General features: G+C 71.3%; 12 protein-coding genes and 1 pseudogene. 12 read left to right on the plus strand and 1 reads right to left on the minus strand.

Features of this window, described 5'->3' with window-relative positions; genetic code table 11:
- Positions 1-27 precede the first annotated feature (27 nt).
- Entirely contained in the window at positions 28-684 is a 657-nt protein-coding gene (locus tag AOP78_RS10370; protein ID WP_062204063.1) for a TetR/AcrR family transcriptional regulator, read from the minus strand.
- A gap of 124 nt (positions 685-808) precedes the next feature.
- Between AOP78_RS10370 and AOP78_RS10375 the strand changes: the two genes are divergently transcribed.
- The 12 genes and pseudogenes from AOP78_RS10375 to AOP78_RS10425 all read left to right on the plus strand — a co-directional run bounded on the left by AOP78_RS10375 (position 809) and on the right by AOP78_RS10425 (position 13,292).
- Positions 809-1,669 (plus strand): urea amidolyase associated protein UAAP1, encoded by an 861-nt coding sequence (locus AOP78_RS10375; protein WP_152659505.1) that lies wholly within the window; start codon positions 809-811, stop codon positions 1,667-1,669.
- Complete coding sequence (locus tag AOP78_RS10380) at positions 1,666-2,340, plus strand: urea amidolyase associated protein UAAP2 (protein WP_062204070.1); 675 nt, start codon at positions 1,666-1,668, stop codon at positions 2,338-2,340. The genes AOP78_RS10375 and AOP78_RS10380 overlap by 4 nt, the downstream gene beginning before the upstream one ends.
- A gap of 68 nt (positions 2,341-2,408) precedes the next feature.
- Positions 2,409-3,161: pseudogene (locus tag AOP78_RS15525) on the plus strand (amidase family protein); the annotation flags it as partial.
- Between the two features lie 211 nt (positions 3,162-3,372).
- On the plus strand, positions 3,373-4,068 hold the full coding sequence (locus AOP78_RS15530; protein WP_236685373.1) for an allophanate hydrolase-related protein: 696 nt from the start codon (positions 3,373-3,375) through the stop codon (positions 4,066-4,068).
- Positions 4,069-4,179: 111 nt separating this feature from the next.
- Positions 4,180-5,754, plus strand: a complete 1,575-nt coding sequence (locus AOP78_RS10390; protein WP_062204073.1) for an ABC transporter substrate-binding protein — start codon at positions 4,180-4,182, stop codon at positions 5,752-5,754.
- Between the two features lie 91 nt (positions 5,755-5,845).
- The gene (locus AOP78_RS10395) at positions 5,846-7,564 is read left to right on the plus strand and encodes an ATP-binding cassette domain-containing protein (RefSeq protein ID WP_062204076.1); all 1,719 of its coding nucleotides are present in this window, start codon (positions 5,846-5,848) and stop codon (positions 7,562-7,564) included.
- On the plus strand, positions 7,548-8,429 hold the full coding sequence (locus tag AOP78_RS10400) for an ABC transporter permease (protein ID WP_062204079.1): 882 nt from the start codon (positions 7,548-7,550) through the stop codon (positions 8,427-8,429). The genes AOP78_RS10395 and AOP78_RS10400 overlap by 17 nt, the downstream gene beginning before the upstream one ends.
- A 1-nt stretch (position 8,430) precedes the next feature.
- The gene (locus AOP78_RS10405; protein ID WP_062204081.1) at positions 8,431-9,429 is read left to right on the plus strand and encodes an ABC transporter permease; all 999 of its coding nucleotides are present in this window, start codon (positions 8,431-8,433) and stop codon (positions 9,427-9,429) included.
- 20 nt (positions 9,430-9,449) lie between these two features.
- Complete coding sequence (locus AOP78_RS10410; protein WP_062204083.1) at positions 9,450-10,118, plus strand: cysteine hydrolase family protein; 669 nt, start codon at positions 9,450-9,452, stop codon at positions 10,116-10,118.
- 11 nt (positions 10,119-10,129) lie between these two features.
- Positions 10,130-10,720 (plus strand): cysteine hydrolase family protein, encoded by a 591-nt coding sequence (locus AOP78_RS10415; RefSeq protein ID WP_062204085.1) that lies wholly within the window; start codon positions 10,130-10,132, stop codon positions 10,718-10,720.
- Positions 10,717-11,970, plus strand: a complete 1,254-nt coding sequence (locus AOP78_RS10420) for an MFS transporter (RefSeq protein WP_062204088.1) — start codon at positions 10,717-10,719, stop codon at positions 11,968-11,970. Before AOP78_RS10415 ends, AOP78_RS10420 begins: the two co-directional genes overlap by 4 nt.
- Positions 11,971-12,056: 86 nt before the next feature.
- A complete protein-coding gene (locus tag AOP78_RS10425) occupies positions 12,057-13,292 on the plus strand; it encodes an MFS transporter (RefSeq protein WP_062204091.1) in 1,236 nt (411 codons plus the stop codon).
- Positions 13,293-13,310 lie beyond the last annotated feature (18 nt).

Here is a 13,310-nt window from a genome sequence, read left to right on the forward strand (position 1 = left end):
CGACTCGGGCGGGTTCGACCGTCGCCGTCAGGCGGCTGGGCGCGTGGCACCGAGCATCAGCAGGGTCGCCTGCTCGATGTCGTCCGCGACGTCCTCGGCCGAGAGGTCGGGCTCGTCGTTGCGGCGCAGGATGACGCCCTCGACGAGCGAGAAGATGAGCGCCGCGGCGCGGTGCCCGTCGGTCGCGGCTGAGGCCTCGTCGGCATCGATGGCCTTCCGCACGAGCGCCGTGTACGTGTCCTTGAGCTCGTCGCGGAGCTCGCGGAACGCGGCGCACGCGGGTGCCGACGTCTCGGGCAGCAGGTACAGCGAGCCGATGTTCCAGGCGCCGGAGGCGAGCAGGTGCACGTCGAAGCGGATGAGCTCGAGCAGCCTGTCGATCGGGGTGCGGGAGTCGTCGGCGAGCATGTCGCGGGCCGCGAGCACCGAGGGCTCCGCCGTCGCGACGAGCAGCTCGACGAGCATCGCCTCCTTGTTGGGGAAGTGGTAGTAGAGCGACGGCTGCTTGATGCCGACGCTCGACGAGATCTGACGCGTGGTGGTCGCGGCGTACCCCTGCTCGACGAAGAGCTGCGCCGCGGCGTCCAGGATGCGCTCGCGGCCGACAGGTTCCTTGCCGTGCGGGCGCGCGCGGCGCGTGCCCGCGGGGGCGGGCTCGGCGGCGTCTGGGTGCGTGGTCGTCATGATGCTCGGCTCCACATTAGCCGCGGCTGAGCGCGATCCGCGCGACCTTGGTCGCGGTAACGATGCCGAAACATCGGAGTCGTACACTCGTCGCGTACCTATCGACCGAAAGGTAGTGGTGATCATGACCGAGGACATCGGTGCCGGGCGCAGGGCCGCGACCGGCACGACCTTCCAGGCCCGCGACGATGCGCGCGGACGCGGCGAGACCGTCGTCGAGACGATGCCGTGGCTGCCGCCGTCGCGCTCGCCCCACGCTCCCGCCGGGGTGGCGCCGGAGTCGCTCGTGTGGGCCGAGACCATCGGCGGACCTGGCTACGCGCACGCGACCGTCGCGCGCGGCACCCGCATCCGCCTCGAGGACATCGAGGGCGCGGCGTGCGCGCACGTGATCGTGCTCAACGCCCTCAACACCGCGGAGCGGCTGAACATGGCCGACACCGTGAAGATCCCGTGGCAGGCCTACCTGTCCACCGGGCATCCACTTCTGTCGGGCGACGGTCGCGTGCTCGCCACCGTCGTCGAGGACACCTCCGGCAGGCACGACACGTTCTCCGGCGTCACGTCGCTCGCCGCGAACGTCGCGCGCTACGGCGCTGGCGACATCGCCTCAGCCACCCCGGCCGGCCGCGAGCTGCTCAAGCAGGCCGCGGCCAAGGAGGGGCTCGAGGCGCGGGACGTCCCGCCGGCCGTGTCCCTCTTCAAGGGCGTGACCGTCGCCCCCGACGGGACGCTCGCATGGCAGGGCGGCGCCGGCGCCGGGGCCTACGTGGACCTGGTCGCCGAGGTGCCGCTCACGATCCTGATCGCCAACGCGCCGCACGCGCTCGACCCCGCCGACGACTACACCTCGTCGCCCCTGCGGATCCATGCCTGGACGGCGGGGGCCTCCACCGAGGTCGATCCGTGGTGGACCGCCACGCCCGAGCGCACCCGCGCCTACCTCAACACCCAGCAGTACCTGCTCGCAAGGGGGATCGCATGACCGTCGTCTGGGCCACCGACGAGGCCGACTACTTCGACTGGAGCGAGCCGCTCGCCGCCGGTCGCATCGTCCAGGATGACCGCATCGCGCCGCGCGTCGGCTGGTCGGCCGTGGTCCGCAAGGGCCAGGTGCTGACCATCGTGGACGTCGGCGGCAACCAGTCGGGCGACTTCCTCTGCTACAGCGCCGCCGACACGGTCGAGCGCTACTCGGTCCCCGACACGCTCGCGGCGCAGCGCAACGCGTACCTGGTCGAGGGCTCGGTGCTCATGTCCAACGAGGGCAACCCCCTCATGACGATCGTCGGCAACGAGATCGACCGCCAGGACACGATCGGCGGCGCGTGCTCCAAGGAGTCCAACACGCTGCGCTACGGCCACCACACGCTGTTCCACCACGCGTGCCGCGAGAACTTCCTGCGCGAGGGCGCCAAGCACGGCCTCGGCCCGCGCGACCTCGTGTCGAACATCAACTGGTTCATGAACGTGCCCGTGGAGGCGGACGGCACGCTCGGCATCGTCGACGGGATGTCGGCGCCCGGCAAGCGGGTCGCGCTGCGCGCCGAGATGGACGTGCTCGCCGTGATCTCGAACTGCCCGCAGGTCAACAACCCGTGCAACGACTTCAACCCCACGCCGCTGCGCGCGATCATCACCGAGGCCGACGCGTGAGCCCCCGCAGCGCCGCCGCGCGCGTCGATGCGGCGCTCGCGCTGATCGCCGCCGTCGACCGTCCGGAGGTGTGGATCCACCTGCGCGACGCCGCGGAGCTGAGGGCCGAGGCCGCGCGGGTCGACGCCGCGGTCGCCGCCGGGGAGCCGCTCCCGCTCGCGGGTCGCCTGGTCGCGGTCAAGGACAACATCGACGTGGCGGGCTGCCCGACCACGGCCGCCGACCCCGGCTACGCCTTCATGCCCGAGGACGATGCGCCGGCCGTCGCCCGGTTGCGTGCGCAGGGCGCGATAGTGCTGGGCAAGACCAACCTCGACCAGTTCGCGACCGGACTCGTCGGGACGCGCTCGCCGCACGGCGCGGTGCGCCACGCCGAGGACCCGGAGCGGATCTCGGGCGGGTCGAGCTCGGGCTCGGCCGTCGCGGTCGCCCTCGGGATCGCCGACCTCGCGCTCGGCACCGACACCGCCGGGTCCGGCCGGGTGCCCGCGGCGCTTCACGGACTCTGGGGCCTCAAGCCCACGCGCGGCCTCGTGCCCGCCACGGGCGTCGTCCCCGCGTGCGCGTCGCTCGACTGCGTGACCGTCTTCTCCGAGGATCTCGCGCTCGCCCAGCAGGCGGTCGCGGCGATGTCCGGCGCGGACGGCGTCGACCCTCTCGCGGCGCGTCCCCGCCCCGACCATGCCCCCGCGATCGGCTCGCGCCTCCTGGTTCCGGTGCCCGAGGAGCTCGAGGGGCTGGCGGACGGCTGGGCGGAGCAGTTCGACGCGGTGGTCGCCGCCGCGCGCGCAGCCGGCTACGAGGTGGTCGAGCGCAGCATCGCGACGCTGCTCGAGGCCGCGCTCATGCTCTACGAGTCGTCGTTCGTCGCCGAGCGCTACGCGGCTGTCGGCTGTCGGCGCGCACATCGAGAGGCGCACGGACGACGGGGGAGCGGGCCTGGACCCGACCGTCGCCTCGATCGTCCTCGCGGGCTCGGGCCACACCGCGGCTCGGCTGTTCGCCGACCAGCGCGCGCTCGAGGTGCACCGCATGCGCGCAGCGGAGCTGCTCGATGGCGTCGCCGCGGTCCTCACTCCCACCACGACGTGGCATCCGACGATCGCCCAGGTGCAGGCCGAGCCCGTGGTTGCGAACTCGCGCATGGGCCGCTTCACGAACTTCGCGAACCTCATGGACATGGCCGCTGTCGCGTTCCCCGCGGGACGGGTCGCCGGGCTGCCGTTCGGCGCGATGCTCACGGGTCCCGCCTTCGCGGACGATGCGCTCGCCGGCATCGCGGCGGCGATCGCCGCGGAGCTCGGCGAGGGGCCTCGGGTCGAGCCCGCGGTCGCCGCCGAGCGGTGCCTGATCGACGTCTTCGTCGTCGGCGCGCATCGCGCAGGACAGGTGCTCAACCATGAGCTCACGGACCGTGGCGGCGAGAAGGTCGAGACGGTCCGCACCGCATCGTCCTACCGCCTGTACGCGCTCGACACCGTGCCCCCGAAGCCCGGGCTCGTCCGCGTCGCGGACGGCGGGGAGTCGATCGTCGGCGAGGTGTGGCGCCTTCCCGTGGAAGGGTTCGGCGCCTTCGTGGCGGGTGTTCCCGCGCCCATGGCGATCGGCACCGTCGAGCTCGAGGACGGTCGTGAGCTCTCGGGCTTCGTGTGCGAGCCGATCGCTTTGCATGGTGCGCAGGACATCTCCGACACAGGAGACTGGATCGTCTGGCTCGCCGGCCGATGAGATGACGAGAGTTTGACGGCTGTCTTGAAACAGTCGCGAAACATACCTCGCGATTCAATGTAACTATTGACCGATAGGTTGGCACTGCCCCCTCAACAGAAGGAGAGAGACGTGAACTCACGCACCACTCTCGGCGCGGTCGGCGCGGCCGCCGCGCTCACCCTGGCCCTCACCGCCTGCTCGGACTCCGGATCGCTCCCAGGCGACTCGACCGCGTCGAGCAGCGGCAGCGAGACCGCCGCGGCGGCCGCCGACACCACCCTCAACCTCGGGCTCACGTCCGACATCTCCGCCCCGGACCCGAGCTCGGCGTACGACGGCTCGGAGATGAACCTCGTGCTCGCCGCCTACGAGGGTCTGGTCAAGTACCAGACCGGCGTCGACGACGCGGAGATCGTCCCGTCGCTCGCGAGCGACTGGGAGGTCTCGGACGACGGCCTCACCTACACGTTCACCCTCCGCGAGGGCGTGACGTTCCACGACGGCACCGAGCTGACCTCGGCCGCCATCCAGCCCTCGATCGACCGCATGCTCACGGAGGGTGACTCGGGCCCGGCCTACCTCATCTCCGACGTCGCCTCGGTCGACACCCCCGACGACTACACCGTGGTCTTCACCCTCGACGAGCCGAACGCGGCCTTCCTCGACTACCTCGCGTCGCCGTTCGGGCTCAAGATCATCTCGCCCACCGTGCTTGACGAGCACGGCGACGACGCCGACTGGTTCGCCACGAACGACGGCGGCACCGGCCCGTTCGAGTTCGCGAGCTTCGACCCGGGCGTCACCTACACGCTGTCGGCCTACGACGGCTACTGGGGCGACACCGGCGGCTACGACGAGATCGAGTTCGACGTCGTCGACTCGACCAACACCGTGCAGCTCGAGCTCGAGAGCGGCGAGCTCGACGGCTACATCGGCTCGGGCAACAAGGTGCTCTTCGACGCGCTCGCGGACACCGACGGAATCGAGACCTACACCTACTCCGCCATGATGGCGCCCGTGGTGTTCCTCAACCCGGCGGCCGACGCGTTCGGCGAGGACTCGGATCGCCTCGCGTTCCTGTCCGGCATCGACTGGGACTCGATCGTCTCGTCCGTCTACGGTGACAAGGCCACGACCAGCACCGGCGTCTTCCCGTCGTCGATGCTCGACTCGTCCGAGAACGAGAGCGGCATCTCGTATGACGCCGACGCGCTCGCGGCCCTCGAGGGTGACACGATCGAGATCGGCTACCCGACCTTCGTGCCGGGCGCGCAGGACATCTCCGACAACGTCGCGGCGCAGCTCAACGCGGCCGGCATCTCCGCCGAGTCCGTTGGCTACGAGTCGAGCTCCTACTGGTCGACGATCTTCGACCCGGACCTCGCCCCCGACGTCACCCTGTTCAGCGCCTTCCCTGACGCCGGACACCCCGACACCTGGGCGCAGCTGCTGTACGCGTCCTCGGGCGGCCTGAACCTCTTCTACCCGGAGGTCGACGGCCTGGACGACGCGATCGCCGCGGCCGCGAACTCGGGTGACTACTCCGAGGTGACCGACCTGGTCGCGTCCTCGGGCTACTGGTACACCGTCGCGGACCTGTCGGTCACGTCGGCCTTCCAGGAGGGCATCGAGGGAGCGGCCGACGCCAGCTACCCGATCCTCGGCATCACGCTGGACTTCACCCAGCTCAGCCCCGCGTCCTGACGCGACGGCTCTCTCCTTCCCGCGGCGGCGGCACGTCACTGGCCGCCGCCGCGGGACCCCCGCCCTTCATCCCCCATCGCAAGGACACGCAGTGAGCGACGCCCCCGTGCTGACAGTCGACGACCTCGAGGTCGTCTACCGCACCCGTGACAGAGTCGTCACCGCAGTCACCGACATCTCGATCGCCATCGAGGCGGGACGATGCCTGGGCCTGGTGGGCGAGTCGGGCTCCGGCAAGTCCACGATCGGCGCCGTGGTCCAGGGGATCATCCCCGACGACGGCACGGCCACCGCGACCGGCCGCGTCACGCTCGCGGGCCGCGACCTCACCCCTGTCACCGACCCCGTCTGGCCCCAGGTGCGCGGGCGTGACGTCACCACCGTCTTCCAGGACCCGATGCGCTCGCTGGACCCGACCATGTCGATCGGGAGCATGCTGAACCGCTACACGGGCTCCGCGGCCGCCTCGATCGCCGCGCTCGCCCGCGTGCAGATCCGCGACGCCGCGACCGTCCTCAAGAAGTACCCCCACCAGCTGTCCGGCGGCATGCGCCAGCGCGTGATGATCGCCCTCGCCCTCGCCCGCGGGCCCAAGCTGCTCGTCGCGGACGAGCCGACCACCGCCCTCGACGTGTCCGTCCAGGCGGAGGTCCTGAACGTGCTGCGCGAGGCGTCGCGCGACGCCGGCTGCGCGGTCCTGTTCGTCACCCACGACCTGGGCGTCGCGCGGCACATGTGCGACGAGATCGCGGTGATGCAGAACGGCCGCATCGTCGAGCGCGGCCCCGCCGACCAGATCATCTCCGACCCGCACGAGCCCTACACGAAGAGGCTCATGGCGTCCCGCATCACGCTCGACACCGACCGGTCGCGCCCCGTCGGGGCCCCCGAGGCCGCGGTCGTGTCCTCGATGGAGGACGTCCTCAAGGTCCAGGGCCGCGAAGGCGGGGACGTCGAGGACCGGTGGGCAGCATCGTCCCTGTGCTGGGACGACTTCCGCGGCGAGACCGCCGCGGTCGGCGCCGCGACAGGGGACGATGCGGTGAGGCTCGTCTCGCACGTCACCAGGGCGTCGCTCACCGTCAACGACGTGCACAAGACCTACACGTCCCGCGTGAAGGGGCGGAAGGTACACAACCACGTGCTCAAGGGCGTCGGCTTCGAGATCGGCTACCGCGAGGCGGTCGCGCTCGTCGGCGAGTCCGGCTCCGGCAAGTCCACGCTGCTGCGCATCGCGGGCGGCATCGAGGACGCCGACTCCGGCGCCGTCGACTCGCAGGGCGTCGCCGGCGAGGGCACCCAGGTGATCTTCCAGGACGCGGGCGCCTCGCTCACGCCGTGGATGACGGTCGAGCAGCTCCTCGTGGAGCGCGTGGCGCACACCCGCACCGGCAAGGACATGACGACCGGCCAGATGCGGGACCTCGCGGTGCGCACGCTCGAGCTCGTCGGGCTCGACGCCACGATCATGGGCGCGAGGCCCGCGCAGCTGTCAGGCGGGCAGCAGCAGCGCGTCGCCATCGCGCGTGCCGTCGTCGTCCCGCCCTCGGTCCTGCTGTGCGACGAGCCCACGAGCGCGCTTGACGTGTCCGTGGCCTGCTCGGTGCTGAACCTCATCAACCTGCTGCGCCACTCGCTCGGCATCGCCGTCATGTTCGTCACGCACGACCTCGCCGCGGCCCGGCTCATCGCCGACCGCGTCCTCGTGATGACGGGCGGCGAGATCGTCGAGACGGTCCCCGCCGAGCGGCTCGCGCAGGACATCACCACGGACTACGGACGGAGGCTCGTCGATGCTGTTCTCGCGTAAGCGCGCGCTCGCACGCGCCGAGGCCGGCGCCGTCGGGACCCTCCGCGACGGCTTCTGGGACGCGCTCGGCAAGGCCGAGAAGGCCTCGCTCATCGGGGTGGGCGTCGTGATCGTCGTGTCGCTGCTCGGTCCCGTCGTGTGGCCCTACAGCGCGATCATCCCGTCCGGCGAGCAGCTCCTGCCGCCGCTGTCGGGCGGGCACATCCTCGGCACCGACACGCTCGGCATGGACATGATGGCGCGCCTGCTGTCGGGCATGCAGCGCAGCCTCATGGCCGCGGTCGTCGTCACGACGATCGCCGCGATCTTCGGCTCCTTCATCGGGGTCATGGCGGGCTTCAGGGGCGGCGCGGTCGACACGGTCCTGATGCGCGTCACCGACCTGTTCCTCGCCTTCCCCGCGACCATCATCGCGATGGCGGTCGCCGCGGCGCTGGGCCAGTCGATCTGGTCCGCGATGGCCGGCATCACCGTGGTGTGGTGGCCCCTCTACGCGCGCCTCGTGCGCGGCGAGGTGCGGCGCGTCGTCGCCCTGCCTCACGTGCAGGCCGCGAAGGTGTCCGGCGTGACCGGGTGGAGGCTGCTCGTCAAGCACGTCACTCCCGCCGTGACGCCCACGATCGCCGTCACCGCGAGCCTGGACATCGGCGCCGTCATCATGACGCTCGCGGGGCTGTCCTTCATCGGGCTCGGCACGCCCGCCCCCGCACCCGAGCTGGGCCGCATGGCCTCCGACGGCATGAAGTACTTCCTCAACGCCTGGTGGATCTCGGTGCTCCCGTCGCTCGCGATCGGGCTGCTGTCGTTCCTGTTCAACTACGCCGGCGACGCGCTGCGCGTCGGCCTGCGACGCAAGGGGGTCTGACGTGCTCGTCTTCGCACTCAAGCGCACGGGCGCGCTGATCGTCGTCCTGTTCTTCCTCACCGCGACCGTGTTCGTGCTCGGCAAGGTCGGCAACGCCGATCCGGTCCGCACCTACGTGGGCGTCAACGCGAGCGCCGAGGCCGTGGCCGAGGCCCGCGAGGAGCTCGGCCTCAACAACCCCGTGTACGTCCAGTTCGCCGACTTCGTCGGCGGCCTGTTCCAGGGTGACCTCGGCATCTCGCTCGCCACCAAGCGTCACATCTCCGACGACCTGGCCTCCGCGCTGCCCGCGACACTCGAGCTCGCGTTCATGGCGATCGGGATGTCGATCGTGATCGGCGTCCTGCTGTCCTCGCTGTACACGCGGCCCGGCAGGATCGGCTCGGCGCTGCGGTTCGTGTTCTTCTCGCTCGCGTCCGCGCCGTCGTTCCTCATCGCGATGCTGAGCGTCCTGATCTTCTACAAGTGGCTCGACGGGGCGCTGCCCGCGGCCGGGCGATCGTCCTACGGCCCGTACGACGACGGGACCGGCTTCTACGTGCTCGACGGGCTGCTCCACGGGAGCCTCACCTACTCCGGCGACGCGCTCGCGCACCTCGTCCTGCCCGCGTTCGCGGCCTCGATCGGTCCCGGTGTCGCGCTCGCCCGCGTGCTCGCGGACGGCATCACGTCCTCGATGAAGTCGCCCTGGGCGCGCACCGCGCGCTCGCTCGGCGAGTCCGAGGGGACCGTGCTGCGCCGCCACGCCCTGCGCAACGCATCGTCCCCCGCGCTGTCCCTGCTCGCCGTCCAGGCCGGGATGATGGTCTCGGCCCTCGTCGTCGTGGAGCAGGTGTTCTCGTGGAACGGGCTCGGCTCCTACCTCAAGACCGCGATCGGGGTCGGCGACTTCCCCGCGATCGCCGCGATCTGTCTGATCCTCGGCGCCTTCTACGTCATCCTCAACGCCCTCGTCGACGTGGTGCTCGCCGCCGTCGACCCGCGCGTCCGCCTCAGCTGACCCTCCCGAAAGGACAACCGATGCCGCTCCAGGTCACCGACTGGACACCGAACGACGAGCTGAGGCCCGTCGGCAACGCGACCCTGCTCGTCGTCGACATCCAGGGCGGGGGAGAGGCACCCCACCCGACGACGCTCGGCGGGATGGACGGCCAGCTCGAGCGCCGTCAGCCCGCGATCGACCTCGTGAACGCCTTCCGCGCCAAGGGTCGGCCGGTCGTGTTCCTCCAGGAGGTGCACAAGCCGTCGCTGGTCGACATCGGCCGCGAGCTCGACGGCGCCGAGGGCGTCCACTGCGTCGAGGGCGACCCGACCACCGAGCTCTACCCGGGCCTCGAGCCGCTCCCTCACGAGTACCTGATCCAGAAGCGCCGCTACTCGGGCTTCTTCGGCACCGAGCTCGACATCGTCCTCAAGGCGTACGACACCGACACGATCGTGATGATCGGCGGGCTGACCGACGTCTGCATCCACTACACCGCGGTCGACGCGCACCAGATGGACTACCACTTCCGCACCGTCAGCGACCTCGTGGGCGGGTCCTCGGACAAGGCGCACGCCGCCGCGCTGCGCGCCATGAAGTACCTCCAGCGGGACTCGCTCGTGACCGCCGCCTCGGCCCACGCCTGGCTCGACACCCTGCCGGACGCCCCCATGCCGGGCGCCGACGCGATGGCCGCGAAGGCCTGAGAGGGAGACACATGAACATCGAAGGCAACCCCGTCCTCGTCGTCGTCGACTTCCAGGGAGGACCGCTCGGCGGCAGCCCCGGCCAGCAGGACGGCTTCGACGTCCCCGCGCAGCGCGACCGCGCCGTCTCCATGGTGGACCTCGCCCGCTCCAAGGGCGTTCCGGTCGTGTGGATCCAGGAGGTCCACAAGCCGCACCTGATCGACATGGGTCGCGAGCTCGACGGCTCCGAGGGCCCGCACTGCATCGAGGGCAACCCGTACACCGAGCTCGCCTCCGGGCTCGAGCCGACGCCCGACGAGTTCCACATCCGCAAGCGCCGCTACTCGGGCTTCTTCGGCACACAGCTCGACATCGTGCTGCGCTCCTACAAGGCCGACTCGGTGATCCTCATCGGCGGCTTCACGGACATCTGCATCCTCTACACGGCCGTCGACGCGCACCAGCGCGACCTGTTCCTCAACGTCGTCACCGACATCGTCCACGGTTCGTCGCAGCAGGCGCACGACGATGCTCTCGACATGATCGAGTACCTCCAGCGCAAGTCGCTCGTCACGTCCGCCGAGACCATGGAGTGGCTCGGCGCCCTCGAGTCCGTGTGAGCGGGATCGACCGTCGCGCGCACGCGACGCTGTGGATCCTCGCGTCGGCGGTCTTCGCGGCGACGCTGGGCAACATGCTCGTGCCCGGCGTCCTCCCGGTGTTCTCGCAGGAGACCGGGATCTCGATCGCGGACATCGGGCGCTCGAACGCGGTCTTCGGCCTCGCGTACGCGGTCGCCGCGCCAACCCTCGCGCTCCTCGTGCGCAAGGTCAGCCCCTACAAGGTGCTGACGATCGCGCTCGCGCTCGAGGCCGTGACGCTCGTGCTCGTGGCGCTCGCCTCGTCGGCTGAGCAGCTGGCCGCCGCCCGCATCGTCCATGCGATCACCGCGGCGGGCGTGGTGCCGATGTGCACCGTGCATGCCGGGTCGATCGTCGCGCCCTCGCTCCGGTCGCGCGCGCTGTCCATCTCGTTCGGCGGCATGGTCGTGTCCTCCCTGGTAGGTGCCCCGCTCGGCAACACGCTTGCCGACCTCATCGGCGCGCGCGTCTCCTTCGTGGCGGTCGCCGTGCTGCTCGTCGTGGTCGCGCTCGTCGCGCTGCTCGCCTCGCGCTGGCAGGCCCGGCTCGTGGACGATGCGGAGGCCAGCCACGCGGCGCGCGCAACGTCCGGGGCTCTCGGCACCTGGGCGTGGATCACGCTCGGCGCGGTGTTCATGACCGCCGCCATGGAGGGCGCCGCGACCAGCGGGCTCAACACGTTCGTGTCACCGTTCCTCACCGACACGGTCGGGTCCACCGGCACCGAGCTGTCGCTGCTGCTGCTGTGCTACGGCGTCGCAGGGCTCGCTGGCAACGCCCTGCTGGGCGCGATCGCGGACCGCGTCGGACCCGCGCGCGTGCTCGTGCTCGTGACCGTCGCCGCCGCCGTGGCGGTGCCGGGCCTCATGATCGCCGACACCCCGTGGGAGGCCGCGGCCTTCCTGCTGGCCTGGGGCTTCTGCTCATGGGCGATCAATCCGCCGCTCCAGGCGCTCATCATCGGGCACGCGGGGAAGCACCTCAAGCTGCTGGTCGCGGTGAACTCTTCGGTGATCTTCACGGGCTCGTCGCTCGGCGCGGCCGTCGCCTCGGGCCAGGTGGACGCGGGCGGGCTCGCGACGCTGCCGCTCGTCGCCTCCGCGATGTTCCTGCTGTCCGCCGTCGCCGCGACCGTGGCGTGGATCGCGTCGCGTCGCGTCGCCGCGACGCGCGACGTGGATGCGCACGAGGCCGACGCCGAATCGGCCGTCCCGCCGCCCGCGGCATGACTGCGCGGGTTCCGCGTCGGGGAGCCCAGCGGTCGGCCAGGGGCGGTGAAGGCCGGGACCTGCTCGGTCTCCCCCAGGCATTCTGGGTGATCTGGCTCGGGGTGCTCGTGCTGTGGACGGGGCGCTTCGTCGTGCCGTTCCTGTCGACGTACCTGGTTTCCGGGCCCGGCCTGTCGGTTCAACAGGCGACGATGGCCGTGTCGATGTACGGGGCGGGCGGTGTGGTGGCGACCCTCGTGGGCGGCATGCTCTCGGACCGGATCGGACGCCTCCCGGTGCTCATGGCCTCCTTCGTAGGCTCGGCCGCGCTCCTGCTCGCGATCCCGTCGGCGACCACGCTGTCGGCGCTCGTCCCCGTGCTGCTCGCCTACGGCTTCGCGGGGCAGCTCGGCGGTCCGGCGCTGAGCGCGATGGTCGCCGATCGCGTCGCTCCCGACGCTCGCCAGCGGGCCTTCGTGATGCAGGTGTGGGCGATGAACCTCGGGTTCGCGCTCGGGCCCGTGATCGCCGTTCGGCTCGAGCGCATCTCCTTCACCTTGATCTTCGTGGTCGAGGCGGCCGTGTGCGTGGTCGTCGCGGTCTTCCTCGGGGCGACGCTCCGTGAGCGCGGTCGGTTCGGGAACGCGCCCTGGGCCGTGCCCGCGACCACCGAGGCGACGCCGCGCCTGCGGGCGCTCGCCGGGTTCGCGGGCGCCGTGACCGATCGCGCGTTCGTGACCCTCGTGGCGCTGATGCTCGTGTTCACGGTCGCGTACCTCCAGTCCACCTCCACGCTGCCCCTCGTGATGACGTCGCAGGGGCTCTCCCTCGATTCGTACGCGGCACTGCTGACGCTCAACGGCGTGCTGCTGTGCGCCCTCCAGGTGCCGGCGATGCGCGTGATCGAGAGGGTGCCTCCCTCGGTCGCGCTCGCGGTGGGCGTCGGAGTCACGGCCCTGGGGTTCGTGGTCCAGGTGTTCGCGGACTCCCCGCGGACCTACGCGATCGCGGTGATCACCTGGACCATCGGCGAGCTCGCGACCTTCCCCGTCGCGTCGGCGATGGTCGCGGCCCTGGCGCCGGCGCGTCTGCGAGGCACCTACCAGGGTGTCTACGGCATCGTCTGGTCGGGGGCGCACGCCCTGGCCCCGATGCTGGGCGGATTCGTCCTGGCGCATGCCGGGGCCCGAGTCATGTGGTCGGGCTTCGCGACAGCGGTGGCCGCGGTGGCGGTCGGCCTGCTGCTGACCGCGCGCTCCCGCCAGGCCGTCGTCGAGCGACGCGCGGTCGATGAGGCCGCGCTCGGCGGGAAGGCACCTCCGGCTGCCATCGGAGCGCTGTGAGCCTCCCGGCCGAGCGGA

The sequence above is a fragment of the Demequina salsinemoris genome, assembly GCF_000974805.1.
Taxonomy (GTDB): Bacteria; Actinomycetota; Actinomycetes; order Actinomycetales; family Demequinaceae; genus Demequina; species Demequina salsinemoris.